Origin of the sequence: Candidatus Avoscillospira sp. LCP25S3_F1 (genome assembly GCF_052117125.1) — a bacterium.
Taxonomy (GTDB): domain Bacteria; phylum Bacillota; class Clostridia; order Oscillospirales; family Oscillospiraceae; genus Avoscillospira_A.
Genome location: NZ_JBQKJT010000005.1, coordinates 75231 through 91203 on the forward strand (window position 1 = coordinate 75231; position 15973 = coordinate 91203).

Genomic DNA, 15973 nt, shown 5'->3' on the forward strand with positions numbered 1-15973 from the left:
ATTTCTTAATTACTTCTTTTCAATGACCTCAATACCGCCCAGGTACTTGCGCAGGACCTCAGGGACGACAATAGAACCGTCGGCCCGCTGATTCTGCTCCACCATGGCGGGGAAAATCCGGCTGGTGGCCAGACCGGAACCATTGAGGGTGTGGACAAACTCGGGCTTGCCGGTGGCTTCGCGGCGGAAGCGGATATTGCCGCGGCGGGCCTGATAGTCCCGTGCGTTGGATACGGAGGAAACCTCCTTGTAGCCGTTCATGGAGGGAATCTGAATCTCGATGTCGTAGGTGCGGGCCATGGAAGCCGAACAGTCACCGGCGGCCAGCTTCACGGTGCGGAAGTGGAAGCCCAGGCCTTTGACGAGGTTTTCTGCCTTGGTGACCAGCTCCTCAAAGGCTTCGTCGGACTTCTCCGGCAGAGTGTACTGGAACATCTCGATCTTGTTGAACTGATGACCACGGACCATACCGCGCTCGTCGGCACGATGGGAACCGGCTTCGCGACGGAAGCAGGGCGTATACGCAAAGAACTTCCGGGGCAGCATGGACTCCGGCAAAATCTCATCGCGATACAGGGAGGCCAGGGCCGTCTCGGCTGTGGGCAGCATAAAGTGCATCCGGTCGTCGGTGGGATTCTCGATCTTGTACACCTCATCGGCGAATTTGGGGAACTGACCGGCGGTTTCACCACACTTGTATTCGAGCATATGGGGCAGCATCACCATCTCATAGCCGTCGGCCAAATGGCAGTCCATAAAGTAGTTGAGCAGAGCCCACTCCAGACGGGCGCCCATGCCCTTGTACAGCCAAAAGCCGCTGCCGGCCAGCTTGACACCCCGCTCGTAGTCGATGAGGCCCAGGTCGGTGCAGAGGTCCACATGGTGCTTGGGCTCAAAGTCAAATTGATGGGGATCGCCATAGTAGCGCAGGGGCTCGTTGTTCTCCTTGCCGCCGGGGGTCAGGTCGGGGTCGGGCAGATTGGGCAGGCTCAGCATCAGCGTCCGGTACTCGGCTTCAATGGTGCCCAGCTTCTCATCGTTGGCGGCGATGGCGGATTTCAATTCACCCATACGGGCAAAGATGGGGGCCACGTCCTCACCGGCCTTTTTCAGCTGGGGAATCTGCTTGGAGACCTTGTTCTGTTCGGCCTTCATGGCCTCGGTCTCAGCGATGGCAGCGCGTCGGGCGGCATCCAGTTCCAGAATACGGTCTACAGCCTCGTCGCAATCCACTTCCTTGGCCCGATAACCGGCCTTGACGGCTTCGGGATTGTCCTTAATGCGCTTGATATCAATCACAAGAATTCACTCCTATGTTAGGGCGGCATAGCCGCCGTTTTGATGGGGTATGGCCCTTTATTGGGCTTCGTCCAGCTGGGTTTGCAGTTGGGCCACGGTGGCCTGATCGTTGTCGGTCAGCAGGTCCAGCAAGGGATTCAACTGCTCCATAACCGTGGACAGGGTTTCGTGATCCTCTTCTGATGCGGCTGTTTTGGCCTGAGCCAGCAGCACATAGGCGGTCTGGGTGTCGATCACCTTTTGATTGGCTTTTTCCAGTTCCTGCTCCAGCTGAGACTGGGTCTTTTCCAGCGTTTTCTTGCTCTTCTCCAGCTCCTCCACCTGGGATTCCAAATCGTCCAGCTGGCCCTCCAGCGTGGCGTTGGCGGCAGATAGGGCCTGGTTCTCATCTTGCAGCTTCCCGGCATTTTGCAGGGCGCTGGCATTGGATTTGTTCAACTCCGAAATGGTCTGCTTGGAGTCCCGCAGCTGAATCAGAAATGTCAGAAGCACCAGCAGAAAAGCCACGCCAAACAGAATGGCCATATACCGCAGCAGCGCCGTGCGTTTTTCATCGGAAAGGGGCGCTTTGGCGGGTTCGGCCGGTGCGGTGGTCTGCTCCACAAGCTCCTCATTCTGCTCCTGGGGCTTCGATTGCTCGGTCATGTTGTTGCCTCCTTGCGTTGCAGCTGCTCCAGAGCATCCAACAGCTGCTGCAGGTCGTCGGGCCCGTAAAATTCAATGTCCAGGTGGCCCTTACGTTTTCCATTTGTAATTTTTACGCCGCGGCCCAGCTGCTTTGACAACTGTTTGGCACATTCGGCAATATAGTCCACGGTCAGGGGCTTGGATGGTTCTTCCACCGGGGTTTCCCGGGCCATGGAACGGCACATCAGCTCCGCCTGTCGCACCGACAGCTGTAAGGACGCAATTTTCTGTGCCGCGGCCCGCTGCTGTTTTTCGTCCTTTAACGTCAATACCGCCCGGGCGTGGCCCGGCGACAGACGGCCATCGGCCACCATTTGCAGCAAATCCGCGGGCAGAGCCAGAAGACGTAACGCATTGGCCACCGTGGGGCGGGATTTTCCTACCCGCTGGGCGGCCCAATCCTGGGTCATACCGTATTCCTCAATAAGTTTTTGATACCCCAGGGCCTCTTCCACCGGGTTTAGATCCTGGCGTTGGAGGTTTTCAATCAGCGCCAATTCCGTGGCCTTTTCGTCATCGGCCTCCATAATCACAGCCGGTACCGTGTCCAGACCGGCCAGACGGGCGGCCCGCCAACGACGCTCACCGGCAATGATTTGATAAAATCCGTTGGCCCCCTTGCGGACGGTCAGAGGTTGTATGACACCGTGAATGGCAATGGAGTCGGCCAACGCCTGTAACTCCGCCTCATCGAAGTGTTTACGGGGCTGGTTGGGGTTGGGCTCAATCTTCTGCAACGGTAGTTGCAGATCGGGCTGCTGGGGTTCGTCGGTGGGCGGCGTCATATCGCCAAACAAAGCGCCCAGGCCTTTGCCCAGGCCCTTACCGCCTTTTTTCTCGGCCATCAACGTCCCTCCTTCTTCAAAAATTCCTGGGCCAAGGCCTGATAGCTCTCGGCCCCGCGGCTGAACCGGTCATAGGCCATAATTGGCATTCCATGGCTGGGCGCCTCAGACAGCCGCACATTGCGGGGGATCACTGTGGCAAACACCTTGCCCGGGAAGTATCGCCGGACCTCCTCGGCCACCTGCATGGACAGATTGGTACGGCCGTCAAACATGGTGAGAATGACGCCGAAAATGTCCAGCTTTTTGTTCAGGGAGCGATTGACGGCCCGCAGCGTGGTCATCAGGTCCCGCAGTCCCTCCAGGGCGTAGTATTCGCACTGCACCGGAATTAATATGTGATCGGCGGCACAGAGGGCGTTAAGGGTCAGCAGCTCCAGGGACGGCGGACAGTCCACAAAAATGTAATCATAGTCATTCCGCAGCGCATCCAGGGCCTTGCGGAGCTGATGTTCCCGGTCGGGCATGGAAATCAGTTCTATGCCTGCACCGGACAAGGTAGCGGATGACGGGAGGACATGGCCCCATTCCGTTTCCACTATAGCCGATTTGGGGTCGGCGCCGTTGATGATGACATCATAGATGCTGGTCTCCAGCGCCTCTTTGTCCACGCCCAGGCCAGAGGTGGAATTGGCCTGGGGGTCAAAATCACACAGCAAAACCTTTTTGCCCGCCAAATGGAGGGCCGCAGTCAGATTGACCGCAGAGGTAGTTTTTCCCACGCCGCCTTTTTGATTCACGACGGAGAGGATCATTCCCATGGGCAAACTCCTTTCAAGCCGGGTAATGTACATGAATTTGCCCGAAATTCCGAAAAAATCGGGATTGCGGGTTCTCCCCATTATACCACTATGCGGCTGGAAATGCAACTAATAGACGGGCCGGAACAAAAAATGTTTCACGTGAAACACGGCACTTTTACGCGTTTCACGTGAAACATTTCACAGTTATTTGGGCAAATCAAGATAAATAAACCCGTTGCACCGCTCGCTTGCGCCATACCAGTACAAGGGATAGGGATTGCTGGGATTTGTGGACTTGGGTATGTAGGTAATGCCTCTCCAAGCGTGGCCTGCATCGGCCATGGAAACCCAAATGCCACCGTCGTCCACGGCTTCCACATAGCCTACATGGCCGTACTGTCCACCGGACCAGGAGACAATGGAATTGGCCCGGGGTGTTGTGGCAGAACCTTGGAAGTAGGGCGACAAGGTTCGGTAATAGTCGCTGCCGTTGCCCAGTAATGTGACACCATCGCACAAAGCAGCGAGAGATTGCCCGTGGACCAGTTCTACATATTGGGCAGCCCGGCCCCAGGCCCACCAGGTGCATTGCCACGGGTCCTTGCCAGTGGCTTCGGCCATTTGGTGCCAGGTGTCCTGAACCGATGTATCAGATACCTGTAGGGCATAGCCATAATATTCCTGTCTGCCAGACAGGGCCACACCGGCGGCCACATTATTTTTCGTGTTGGGGAGAATGGTCTTTATCTGATAGCAATCATATACGGTACGACCATAATTGGTCAGATGCTTTTGGTCCCCATCAATGGACTGTCCCAATGCAGCGGTATTTTTTGGGCTGTTTTCCTGCAACATTCGTTGGTTCAGGGAAACCACCATCGCTTCTGTTACGGTATCCACCGTGGACAAGGGAAAGTCCAGCTGCACAGTTCCGGTCCAGCCGGTAAGCTGTGTCAGATCGCCCATACCATCGTACCGGAACGCCAGCAAAGTCTGCCCTTGATCTACAAAAAACCGTTGTATTGCGGTCATCAACTCAGCGCGGGTCATGGGATCGGTAGGCGCAAAGGTGTTGGCACTGCGGCCGGAGACAATACCGGCCGCACGGCAAAGGGATACGGCGGCTTGGGCCGTGGTGGAAAGTTCGCCCAAATCCGTAAAGGTATTGGCAGCCGATGCGGGCAGTCGATTTCCGCCGGTGGCCTGGTCGTAGGCAAGCAATGCAGTGCAAAGCTCGGCACGGGTCAAAACCTGCTCTGCGCCAAAGGATACCATAGACGGCCAAATCCCCTCCCCTACTGCCCAACGAACGGTTTCCGCGTACCACGCCCCTGTGGAAACGTCCGGCGGAAGCTCGCCCTGCCCTTCGGGAGAACCGGCAGCCCGATGTAGCATGGTGTACAGCATCGCCCGGGTAGCGGCTTGATTGGGGTTGAAGTCGCCGATGGTATCGGCCAACAATCCGGTGGTAACCCCGTATTGCACCGCGCTGTAGTACCAATCATTGGGGGAAACATCAAAATAAATGGTGGTCGCGCCCACAGGCAAAATCATGGCGGCGGCAGTGGTGGCAGCCAAAAATGCGCAGGCTGCCTTGCGGTGAAGTCTGTGCAGCAAAACAATAGCCTCGATTCTCTCTCTTTTGATCACTATGTTTCACGTGAAACATCAGTATTCCCGATAGACAGCCTTGACCTTCCCTAAAATCTTGGCGTACCGTCCATCCAAAGGCTGATAGTCGGGATTTTCCGGCAACAGCCAAATGCCGCCGCTGGTGTCCCGACGGAACCGTTTGACCGTCGCTTCATCATCCAGCAGCGCTACTACGATGTCACCGGTATCTGCCGTGGATTGGGGCCGTACCACCACATGATCACCGTCCAGGATTCCGGCATTGATCATGGAGTAGCCCTGGACCCGCAGGGCAAAACAGGTGTCATCGCCATCCCAGGGCAGATAGCCCTCAATGTTTTCCTGGGCCAGAATGGGCATACCGGCGGCCACAGTGCCAATGATAGGAATGCGGCCCGGCTGATGGGCTTCCGATAAGGTAATGGCTCGGTTTTTATTTTCATCGATATCAATCTGACCCTGTCGTTTTAATTCTGCCAGATGGTAATGAACCGAGGCAGTGGACCGAAGGCCCACGGCGGCGCAGATCTCCCGCACCGACGGCGCATACCCGTTTTCTGCTGTAAACGCCCGAAGAAACTCCAGAATATCCTGCTGCTTTGTACTGGTTCGTGCCATAAATGGGCCCCCTTTCTGTGGTATATATGGTCATCATACCATAAAAACCAAACAAATGCAACGTCAAATGCCCGTCAAGTCGAAATCGGGCACATAGTCCCGGCGGGCGGCGGCGAAGTCCTGTACAAAGCCGTGCTCGATGCCGCACAGCTCCATCCAGCTTTCCACCGCGGCGTATTCCTCCTCCGTCACCGTCCGGTCAAAGGGCGGCGTTTTGGAAACGGGACCCAGGGGCGTGTACTGGGCCATCAAAGAGAAAAATACCGTCCCGTCTGGGAAGTGGTCTGCAAACCAATCGACCACGCCCAGAGAATTGTCTACACAGCCCGGCAATACCAGATGACGTACCATGGTGCCGCGTAACAGCTGATCGTCCTGTACCACACAGGGGCCGGTCTGACGCACCATTTCCAGAATGGCGGCAGCGGCCACCGCCGGATAATCTCCTGCCCCGGACAACCGAGCCGCCAATCGACGGTCGGAATACTTGAAATCCGGCAGGTAAATGTCAATGAGACCCTCCAGTTGCCGCAGCGTCTCCACCGATTCATAGCCGCCACAGTTGTATAGAACCGGCACCGGCAGTTTGGGCGTCAGCGCCGGGAGAATGTCCGGGAGAAAGTGGGCAGGCGTTACCAAATTGATGTTTTGGGCCCCCTCGTCAACAAGGGAAAGGAAAATTTCCCGAAGACGGCCGCTGTCCACCGGTGCGCCGTACTGTTGAAGGGAAATGGTGTGGTTCTGGCAGAATCCGCAGCGGAGGGTACAGCCGGAAAAAAAGACCGTGCCGGAACCAAAGCTGCCCGAAATAATGGGTTCTTCCCAGTAGTGGAGGGCTGCCCGAGCGGCGTGAGCCTGGCCCGGCATTCGGCAAAAGCCCAACGCTCCCCTGCTGCGGTCTACGCCGCAGGCCCGGGGACAGAGGGTACAGTGTTCATATGTCAACAAGTGGATCACCTCGTCAGCTTGATACCAATAGTATACGAATCCCGGCAGAAAACCGCAAGAACGGTTTACGCAAGGAACGATCTGTGGTAAAATAAAGGGCATCCAATAAGGAGGAAGTTCCCAATGAGAAAATTGCTTGCGGCCCTGCTGGCCGTTTTACTGCTGGTGAGCGTTACCGGCTGCCATAAAGAAAAAACACCGGAAGAACCGAAAGTGCCGGAAGAAACGGTTACGGAACCGGTGGAAGAGGAGCCGGACGACTCCCTATCCCAGGAGCCGGACACATCGGAGAATCCGCAAGAACAACCAGACAACCAGGAGCCGGAAGACACTCCGGCGACCAATGGAGCGCTGGGCGCGGAATTGACAGTTGTGGAGACGGAAAACAGCATTGAGGACCGGGTTACCTATTTGATCACCATGCCATCGGTCTCCACCGGCGACAGCGCTGTGGATACGATTCTCAATGACTACTATGCCAACCAGACCGGCAAGCTGGAGGACCTCTGCTGGGGCGAGATCTATGAGCAGGCCATCAATGACCATCTCAGCTTCCACCTAACCACCAATTTCAATGTGGAGGAAAACACGCCGGAACGGCTGTCCATTGTGCGCCAAACCATTGTTACCAATACCCACACCCAGGAGAGTACCATTACCCAACAGGCGGAGACCTTTCGCCTGTCCGACGGCGCATTGCTGCTGGCCGGAGACTTCTTCTCGGTGGACGAAGCAACCTGGACCAACCGTGTGGTGGATTTGGTCCGCCGGACCATCAGTGAAAACCCATACCACAGTGAGACGTTGTCCCAACAGTGGTCGGATTTGGCCTACAGCGCATTCAATAAAGATCAATTTTATGTCACCCCCGATGCCTTCTGTGTGTTTTATCAGGACGGCGCACTGGGTCAGGAGGGCGTGATTTACTTTGCAATTCCCTGGACAGAGCTCCAGGGCATCACCGCACAGTGACCGGAGGGAATCTATGGTCAAGAAGAAAGAGCATATTACTGTTACCATCACCGGCTATACCAGCGAGGGCCAGGGCGTGGCCCGTCATCCCGAGGGAATGGCGGTCTTTGTTACCGATGCCATTGCCGGTGAAGTGGCGGAAGTGGAGATTGATCACGTGGGCAAGACGGCGGCCCATGCCCATATTGTCAAGTTGCTGGAGGTGTCCCCCCACCGGGTCAACCGGGCTTGTCCCATTGGCAAACGGTGCGGCGGCTGCAATTTCTGGCATATGGATTATGAAGAGGAATTGCGGCTGAAAGGTCAGCGGGTTCGAGATGCCCTCAGCCGCATTGGCGGCGTGGACCCAGGCGAAGTGACGGTTCTGCCGGGAACCATGGAGGGTTACCGAAACAAAGCCCAGTTCCCCGTGGGGGCCAGTGATTTCGGCCAGCCGGTGGCGGGCTTCTATATGGCCCGCAGTCATGAAATTCTGCCGGTGCAGCGGTGCCGGATTCAGGACCCGCGGGCCGACGAGGCCAAAACCGCAGTCATGGAATGGATGGAGCTGGAGAATATCTCCGCCTATGACGAGGATTCCCAGCGGGGACTGGTCCGTCATATCTATGTGCGGACGGCGTCCGCCGGTACCCTGGTCTGCATTGTGGCCAACGGCGGCGCGCCGGAGGTGGCAAATACACTGATACAGTTGTTGCAGGGAGCCGTACCGGATTTGGTGGGCGTGGTTTGGAATATCAACCGCCGTCCCGGCAACAGCGTTCTGGGTGACCGCTTTGAGACGTTATGGGGCCAGGGATACCTGGAAGAGACGCTGTGCGGCCTGAAATTCCGCCTGTCGCCCCGGTCCTTCTTTCAGGTCAACCGACAGCAGGCCCAGCGGCTCTATGATACGGCATTGGAACAGGCCCAGTTGGATGCCGATACCACGGCCCTGGATTTGTACTGCGGCACCGGCACCATCACCCTGTGCATGGCCCGGAAAGCCGGAAAGGTCTACGGCGTGGAGATCATTGACGCTGCAATTGCGGATGCCTGGGAAAACGCCAAACGCAACGGGATTGACAATGTGGAGTTTTTCTGTGCCGACGCTGGCCAGGCTGCCGAGCGTTTTGCCCGGGAGGGCATAGCGCCCCAGGTCATTATGGTGGACCCGCCCCGTAAGGGCCTCTCCCCTGCTGTCATCGACGCCATGGCTCAGATGGCGCCGGAACGTATCGTCTATGTTTCCTGTGACCCGGCTACCCTGGCCCGGGATATTGGCCTACTGCGGGAAAAGGGTTATGCCTTGCACGCGACAAAAGCCGTAGATATGTTCCCCCGCTGCGCCCATATAGAGACCGTCTGTTTACTTTCCAAAGGGAAAGCGGATTGAAAACAGCCGGAGATACGAAGGATTTATTAAAATATACCATGGAAGTCGAGGCGGTATGGAAAACACCTGATTGTAACGCCTTATTTGACGGTTTTTATAAATGGCGTATCATGGGGAGTATCTTGCTATTTGGAATATGGAATAAGACCCCGTTGCGGACCATGAAAAGCATGCTCTAAAAGCATCGCAAAAATTTGCATATATCCCATCTATGCGAAGGAAAGCATACTATGGTCCGGCAAGCGTTAAAGGCAGAAACCGTGTGTTTGCTGATAAAATGAAAACCATCTGACAGTCCAGATGGTTTTTGGGCCGGCAGTCTGATGACTGCACAGAAAGACGAGCATCCACCAGAACTGATGTATGCTCGTCTTTTGTGTATCAATGAATTTTAAGCAGAACGGCCATTTAAACTACGGCTGACGCTGCGTGGGCGTGTTCCAAACGCCGGTTACGCAGCCAAAGGATTGCATCGATGGAAACCATCAGCACGTTGAGAATGTACAGGAACAGCACCGCGTCGAAATGGTACAGCAGCTTGTTGGCGATGCCGGCCAGGTAGCCCAGAATCAGCACCAGGAGGAAAAAGAGACTTTTTCCGGCAGTGGAGCGGGATTTCCACGAACGGGCGATGGAAAAGGGCCAGGCGGCGCCAAAGCACAGCAGCATAATGACTTCCAGAATGCTCAATTCCGATACACTCCCTTTATGGTGGCCTGGTCCACAATGTGGCCGTCCATCTGACGGAACATTTCATGGAACCAGAAGCCGTCCTTCAAATCCAGCAGCGTGTCCAAGGCATAGACGTGGAGCTCGTAGGTGTGGGGCTCATTGGGAGGGGCCATGCCGCCGTAGCAGGCCGACAGGGCCGGGCTCTGCTGGCCGCCCTGAATGCTGACCCAGCTATTGAGGCCCTGGACAAAGTCGGCGTTGGCCAGACTGTCGTTTTCCTCCAGCTTGGTACGGGTAATGTTGGCCGCTACCCAGTGAACCCAGGAAAAGCCGCCGCAGACGGGGCAGGCGTCCTTGTCCTCCAGAAACAGCGCAAAACTCTTGGCCGTCTCCGGGGCGTCCAGGATTTCCAGGGGCAGAGAATACGAGGGAATACCGTTCTCGTTATGTTGGGTGCCGTGTTTGCCGAAGCGATCAGCAATGATGCCGTTTTCGATACCAGCGCTTCTGAGTTTCATGGGGAACTCCTCCTTGTTTCGTTTGTTTGTGTCTTCATCATAGCAGGAGTTTCCCAAAAGGTAAATTACCCACTTTTTTGTGGGTATCGGTCAAAGCAGGCCCCGCTGGCGCAGCTGATCTTCCATACCGTGGCGCAGCATATAGTCAATGCCGATTTGCTGCATGATTTTTAAGGCCTCCAGAATCTGATCGCCCTGGGGATGGGTCAAATAGTATTCCGTTTTTAAGGGATAGCCACCGGAGACTTCCTTTGCCACAAAGTCAAAGGCGATCAACTCCTGGAGATGCTCCAGCAGCATTTTTTGAGTGATTCCCTCAATATCCCGTTCCAGCTGGGCCAGGGAGGTCTTGCCCAGACGCAGACGCCACAGGATGATGGGCTTCCATTTTCCCTTGATCATATCGTGTACCAGTTCCAGCGGACAAGTATACGTGTGGCGCAATTTCATAAGCTGTCACTCCTTCTTCCAAGGTTGGATTGATTTTTACGAGTATACCATAAAAAGGAGGTGCCGTCCAGAATCAGCAGGCCCCGGGGTGCGGAAAACACAGTGGGGCCATACACATATGCGGTAAGGCAATCAGAGAACAGGAGGTAATAACAGTGAAAACATGTGCAAACTGCGGACATACCATGAACGATCAGGATGTATTTTGCAGCAACTGCGGCGCGATGTCTCTGGACAATACCGATAGTCCGGCTGACGCATCGGCTGCAACGCCTCAGCCCACGGCGGCGCCGACGCCTGAAGTGACGCCGACAGCGCCCAAGGGCGGCGGCAAAGGCATCGGCAAGGTGGCCATTCTGGCAGCGGTTGCTGTGGTCGTACTGGTGGTGGCGGTGTTCGGCATTACCGGAGCCCTGAAGGGTGGAGATGACTCTTTTGCCGGGGTGCAGCGGGAGTTTCTGCTGGACAGCGGCGTGACGTATCTGGAACAGTTTGTGGACCAATACAACGCCATGACCAACCTCTCCACGGATATCACCATGACGGTGGAGACGGGGGTGCCGGAATATGATCTGTATTTGGACGGGACGGCTTTGCGGATGGGCTTAGAGACCCAGCGCGACGCCTTCGCCCTGGATGCCACGTTGCAGCTGCTGGGCAGCGATGTACTCCACGGTGTGGTGGCCCTGGACGACGGTATGTTGACTTTGGCTATGCCGGAGATCACCGACGACCGCTATGTTCTCGATTTGAAGCAGATCATTTATGAAAATACAGGCATCGAGGTGACGGAACTGGCGCTGCCGGAGCTGTCCAAGGACACCATGACAGCCCTGCTCAAATCGTATTTTGAAGTGATTATTGCCACTGCCACAGAAGAGAATGTGACGGTAGAAAAAGATCAGGACATCGAATTGCCGTATCTGGGTGAGACGGTCAAGGGTACCCGCTATGTCTTCCGGCCCACGGCCAAGGATGTGGAGAATATGCTGCTGCGGCTGGCTGACGCCCTGGAACAGGATGAGGATCTGCGGGAGTTTGTCCTGTCGCTGGCGGGGAGTAATCTGGCCCTGGTGGAGCAGGCTTTGAACGTGGAGGATTTGGACGCCACCTTGCAGCAGAGCTTGGATGAAGCTGCCGCCTCTCTGCGGGAGTCTGCTGCTGAAATTGGTCAGCAATTTGCGGACGGGGGCTTTACCTGGACCGTGGGCTACGCCGACGGACGGGTGTGCTATCAAGGTCTTGGCTTGGCGGACGATCCGATGGATACCTATGTCTATGAATCTGCGGGTAAGGAAGCCAATGGCCGCCGGGACGCAGTCTATATCAACGATGTTTACTCCGAAGATGGGCCGTCCGTGCTGCTGGAGGCGGAGTACACCAAGGACGGCGGTGCGTACAGCGGTACCATGACCATGCAGGAATGGGGCGAAACCATTCTTTCCATGGAGTATCAGGATGTCAATCCGGAGAAGCGTTCGCCTCTGGGCACAGCCTACGGCAACTATAGCTTTACCGTCCAGGACTACGGTACGGTAATGACTGTGGAAATGACCGTGAAGAAAAGCGCAGGCGGCGGTACAGACCTTGTAATGACCTTCACCGGCGACGACTTTTATTCGTCTACAGGGTTTAACGGGCTGACGCTGCGGTTCCACTCCACCGACAAGGAGGCCACCATCCAAATGCCCGAGGGCAATGAAGTGGATATCTCTTCCATGACCGATGAGGAACTCACAGAGCTGAGCATGCTCATTCAGAGCAGCCTCATGGAATCTCTGTCGGCGGTTCTGGGCAATATGGCTCTGGCAAACTGATGGAGCACACGACGCGAGCACAGCTGCGGCTGGAGCAGATGGAAAAACGGTTTGGCCCAGGCGGTCCTGGTGTGGGACCCCTCTCCCTGGTCCTGGAACAGGGAGAGGTTCTGGGGCTCCAGGGACGAAACGGCGCGGGAAAAAGCACGCTGCTCAAGGTTCTGGCCGGTCTGTACCGGCCTGACCGGGGCGTGGTGGAACGTCCGCCCCAATGGGAGCGGCTCACCGCCTATGTACCCCAGGAGATTGCCCTGTATGAAAGCCTGTCGGCCTGGGACAACCTGCGGTTCTGGGGGCGGGTCTACGGCATGCCGTCCAAAATATTGTCCGTCCGGGGCCGCTGGCTGCTGGAGCAGCTGGACCTGCTGGACCGGGGCAAGGACACGGTGGGCGCGTTTTCCGGCGGTATGCAGCGGCGGTTGCAGTTGGCCACAGCATTGATGGCCTCGCCGCGGCTGCTGCTGTTGGACGAACCCACGGCGGGAGCCGATCCCCAGTCGGTGGAGCAGATTCTGTCGTTGCTGCTCCACCTGCGGGGACAGGGCTGTACCATGGTGCTCATCAGCCATCATCGTCCGGAGCTGGAGCGGGTCTGCAACCGCATTGTGACCCTGGACCAGGGAATGGTTGTAGAGGAGCAGCGCCTATGAAGCGGTTTTATGCTCTGCTGGCAAAAGACCTGCGGTTGTTTTTTCGCCGGTCCGGCGTAGTGACTCTGGCGCTGGCCATGGTGCTGCTGGGGGCGCTGGCCCTGGGCGGCGGCGATCTGAGCCGCGGGGCCTATGTGGAGCCGTTCCCCATTGCGGTCCGGGATGAGGACCAAACGCTGATGTCTGCCTCCCTCATCGGACAGATGAAGCAGGTGGAACTGTTTTCGGAAGTTTACGACGGCGGAAGCGCCACCGACGCATCGTGGATGGCCCGGGGGGCAGCCGCCGTTGTCACTATTCCCAAGGATTTTTTCTATGATCTCTATACCATGGAACCGGTGACCGTGGATCTGGCCCTCAATGAGGACATGCCTCTGGAAGCGAGCCTGATTCGTGCCGTGTTTACCTCGGTCATGGATATCATTGCCGCCAATGAAAGCGTGCATTTGGCGGTCTACGACTTCTGCTACGGCCCCCTGGACCAGCAGGAACAGGCCCAGCTTTGGGAGGCGTTTTCCAACCGGCTGCTGCGGGACGCCCTGGGACGGCAGTTGGTCTTTGATACGGAACAGATGGCCGTCGATACGGCGGATACGGTGCAATCGGCCTTGCGGCTGTGTGCTCTGTCCATGCTGTGCCTGTTCTTCCCCATGGTGTCGGTGCAGGCAGTCCCCGCAGAGCGGGATACGGGAGTGCTGGCCCGGTACCGCGCCGCCGGCGGGTCCATGCTGCCGTTTCTCTTGGCAAAACTGGTGACAGGACTGCTGCTGACGCTGCCCACATTGGCGGTGGTCCTGGCACTGTTCTGCCGGGAGATTCTGCTGCGGGCTGTGTGGACCGTGCTTTTTGTGTATGTGGGGGCCTGGGGTGTGCTGCTGGTATTGGCAGTGACGGCCAAGGATGGCGCGGCGGCGCAGCGGCGGGGCAATGTGTTTTTGCTGCTCAATCTGCTGGCCGGTGGTGCGGTCTATCCCCTTCCCCTGCTGCCGGACTGGCTCCATGGTGTGGCGCGGCTGACGCTGCCTTATGGGTTGACCGTGGGCCTGGAACTGGGCCTCTCCCCTGCCCTCCTGTGGCCCTTGGCCCTGGGGGTGGGCGGACTGCTGTGGTCCTGGCAGCGGTTGGAACACAATCTGGCGGTAGACCGGCGACGCCGCTCCGGTCTAGAGCTCCCGCTGCCGCCGGGCCGGTGGGCCGGAGCGACGGCTTTGAAAAGCCGGGCCATGTCCGGTGGCTGGTTGGGTGTGACAGTTCTGTGCGCCGTGGCGCTGCTCTGTGGCGCGGTGTCCCGCCAGGCCACCAGCAATTCCACGCCAGGGGCCTTGACGGTGGCTGTGGTGCAGGAGGATCACAGTCCACAGGCCGATGATCTGTTGGAGCGGCTGGAACAGGTGGAGGGACTGGCCCTGTATCCGGTGGAACGGGACAAAACCGCGTCGGTCCTTCGCTGGGGCGACGCCGAGGGCGTGCTTACCATTGGCGAGGGCTATGGAACAGCTCTTGCAGACGGAGAACAACTGCCTTTGCTCTATGAAAGTGCGGCGGCAGCGGCGTCCAATCAGGCGGCCAGAGAGATCGTGGCCGGACAGGTGACAGCCCAACGGGCACGGCTGCGGGGGTTGGACGATGCGGAACGGTTACTGGAACGCCCTTTGACAGCGGAAGAGAAGACGGAATTGCTGGCGAATATGGACCAGCGATATGATGCGCTGCCGCCCCTCTATACAGTGACAGCCGGAGCGGGTGCGGCGGCTCCCTGGAGTGCTACGGCCCCGCCGCTGGGCGGCACGCTGCTGTTGGTTCTCTTTACTCTGCTGACCTGGGGCGCCTGGATGGCACGCCCCGACGCGGTGCGGGTGGACCAGCGTATGACGTCGGTCCATGGCGGCCGTACCCTTTCCTATGGAACGGACCTGTTGAGCCTGTGGTTTACAGGAGCGGTGGTGGGCGGTCTGTCCCTGTGGTCCCTGAAGGCTCCACCGGCGGACTGGCTTTCCGTGGGGGTCTATGTACTGGCCGTGGGGGTGGTGGTCCGGGCGGTGACACGGTGGACGGGTGTCGGCGGCCGGATGGATTTGCTGGCCCCGTTTCTGGCACTGATCACATCTCTGCTGGGTGGCTGTTTCTGTCCACTGGATCAGTTCTCCCACTGGCTGGAACGGCTGTCGTGGCTGACGCCCCAGGGATTGGCATTACAGAGCCACTGGCCGGTACTGTTGGCGGTAACGGTAGTGTTCCTGTGGCTGGGACGGCCCAAAACGCATTGAATTCGGAAAAAACGCCGTGGACGGTCAGACGTCCACGGCGTTTTTATCGTCAGGCGATAGGCTCGGTGACAGGCGGGGTGACAGGTTCGGTGACGGGCGGAACAACAGGTTCGGTGACAGGCGGCGTCACAGGCTGGGTCACAGGCTGCGCCTGCTCGGCCAGATCCACGGTATCCTCCATCTTCATGCTCAGCAGCATCTGATTCTTGATGACATTGCGCACCATCTTGCTGGCCAGTTTGTTGGTCTCCAAAATGTCGGTCATGCTGGAAGCCTGCCCGCCGGCGGTTTCCAGAGTACCCAGAGCAAATTGGATTTTCTCAGCCTCGGCGTTGAGAATGTAGGCCAGGGACAGCTCCTCCATACCGATGGAGCTGAGAATGATGTTGACGGCGTCATCACGATTGACGCTGATCTGCGGATTCAGATTGGGGATATTGGGCATAGACATGGGGTATCCACTCCGTTTCCAAGGATAATTCC

General features: G+C 57.4%; 16 protein-coding genes. 5 read left to right on the forward strand and 11 right to left on the reverse strand.

The window, feature by feature from the left end:
* Nucleotides 1-9 precede the first annotated feature (9 nt).
* The 7 genes from serS to ACTQ33_RS05780 all read right to left on the reverse strand — a co-directional run bounded on the left by serS (nt 10) and on the right by ACTQ33_RS05780 (nt 6772).
* Entirely contained in the window at nt 10-1299 is a 1290-nt protein-coding gene (gene serS / locus ACTQ33_RS05750; RefSeq protein WP_441462904.1) for a serine--tRNA ligase, read from the reverse strand.
* A 57-nt stretch (nt 1300-1356) separates the two neighbouring features.
* Complete coding sequence (locus ACTQ33_RS05755; RefSeq protein WP_441462906.1) at nt 1357-1944, reverse strand: hypothetical protein; 588 nt, start codon at nt 1942-1944, stop codon at nt 1357-1359.
* Nucleotides 1941-2831, reverse strand: a complete 891-nt coding sequence (locus ACTQ33_RS05760) for a ParB/RepB/Spo0J family partition protein (protein WP_441462908.1) — start codon at nt 2829-2831, stop codon at nt 1941-1943. Before ACTQ33_RS05760 ends, ACTQ33_RS05755 begins: the two co-directional genes overlap by 4 nt.
* A complete protein-coding gene (locus ACTQ33_RS05765; RefSeq protein ID WP_441462910.1) occupies nt 2831-3592 on the reverse strand; it encodes a ParA family protein in 762 nt (253 codons plus the stop codon). Before ACTQ33_RS05765 ends, ACTQ33_RS05760 begins: the two co-directional genes overlap by 1 nt.
* Nucleotides 3593-3778: 186 nt before the next feature.
* Nucleotides 3779-5191: an S-layer homology domain-containing protein gene (locus ACTQ33_RS05770; protein ID WP_441462912.1), complete on the reverse strand. Its 1413-nt coding sequence runs from the start codon at nt 5189-5191 to the stop codon at nt 3779-3781.
* A 51-nt stretch (nt 5192-5242) separates the two neighbouring features.
* A complete protein-coding gene (lexA, locus tag ACTQ33_RS05775; protein ID WP_441462914.1) occupies nt 5243-5824 on the reverse strand; it encodes a transcriptional repressor LexA in 582 nt (193 codons plus the stop codon).
* 63 nt (nt 5825-5887) lie between these two features.
* Nucleotides 5888-6772 (reverse strand): radical SAM protein, encoded by an 885-nt coding sequence (locus ACTQ33_RS05780; protein WP_441462916.1) that lies wholly within the window; start codon nt 6770-6772, stop codon nt 5888-5890.
* A gap of 123 nt (nt 6773-6895) precedes the next feature.
* Between ACTQ33_RS05780 and ACTQ33_RS05785 the strand changes: the two genes are divergently transcribed.
* Together ACTQ33_RS05785 and rlmD are read left to right on the forward strand one after the other, a co-directional pair.
* Complete coding sequence (locus tag ACTQ33_RS05785) at nt 6896-7744, forward strand: RsiV family protein (protein ID WP_441462918.1); 849 nt, start codon at nt 6896-6898, stop codon at nt 7742-7744.
* Between the two features lie 13 nt (nt 7745-7757).
* Nucleotides 7758-9116 carry a 23S rRNA (uracil(1939)-C(5))-methyltransferase RlmD gene (rlmD, locus tag ACTQ33_RS05790; RefSeq protein ID WP_441462920.1) on the forward strand — a complete coding sequence of 453 codons (1359 nt, stop codon included), beginning with the start codon at nt 7758-7760 and terminating at the stop codon, nt 9114-9116.
* A 408-nt stretch (nt 9117-9524) separates the two neighbouring features.
* Here the strand turns inward: rlmD and ACTQ33_RS05795 are convergent, their stop codons facing one another.
* The 3 genes from ACTQ33_RS05795 to ACTQ33_RS05805 form a co-directional block, all read right to left on the reverse strand.
* A complete protein-coding gene (locus tag ACTQ33_RS05795; protein WP_441462922.1) occupies nt 9525-9806 on the reverse strand; it encodes a hypothetical protein in 282 nt (93 codons plus the stop codon).
* Entirely contained in the window at nt 9803-10306 is a 504-nt protein-coding gene (locus ACTQ33_RS05800; protein WP_441462923.1) for a YbhB/YbcL family Raf kinase inhibitor-like protein, read from the reverse strand. Before ACTQ33_RS05800 ends, ACTQ33_RS05795 begins: the two co-directional genes overlap by 4 nt.
* A gap of 90 nt (nt 10307-10396) precedes the next feature.
* Nucleotides 10397-10756 carry a winged helix-turn-helix transcriptional regulator gene (locus ACTQ33_RS05805; protein WP_441462925.1) on the reverse strand — a complete coding sequence of 120 codons (360 nt, stop codon included), beginning with the start codon at nt 10754-10756 and terminating at the stop codon, nt 10397-10399.
* A gap of 155 nt (nt 10757-10911) precedes the next feature.
* Between ACTQ33_RS05805 and ACTQ33_RS05810 the strand changes: the two genes are divergently transcribed.
* The 3 genes from ACTQ33_RS05810 to ACTQ33_RS05820 are packed head-to-tail and all read left to right on the forward strand — an operon-like array spanning nt 10912 to nt 15490.
* Nucleotides 10912-12573 (forward strand): hypothetical protein, encoded by a 1662-nt coding sequence (locus ACTQ33_RS05810; RefSeq protein WP_441462927.1) that lies wholly within the window; start codon nt 10912-10914, stop codon nt 12571-12573.
* Nucleotides 12573-13223, forward strand: a complete 651-nt coding sequence (locus tag ACTQ33_RS05815; RefSeq protein WP_441462929.1) for an ABC transporter ATP-binding protein — start codon at nt 12573-12575, stop codon at nt 13221-13223. Before ACTQ33_RS05810 ends, ACTQ33_RS05815 begins: the two co-directional genes overlap by 1 nt.
* Nucleotides 13220-15490: an ABC transporter permease gene (locus tag ACTQ33_RS05820; protein WP_441462931.1), complete on the forward strand. Its 2271-nt coding sequence runs from the start codon at nt 13220-13222 to the stop codon at nt 15488-15490. Before ACTQ33_RS05815 ends, ACTQ33_RS05820 begins: the two co-directional genes overlap by 4 nt.
* Before the next feature lie 49 nt (nt 15491-15539).
* Here ACTQ33_RS05820 and ACTQ33_RS05825 read toward each other — a convergent pair whose 3' ends face one another.
* Entirely contained in the window at nt 15540-15941 is a 402-nt protein-coding gene (locus ACTQ33_RS05825) for a hypothetical protein (protein ID WP_441462933.1), read from the reverse strand.
* Nucleotides 15942-15973 lie beyond the last annotated feature (32 nt).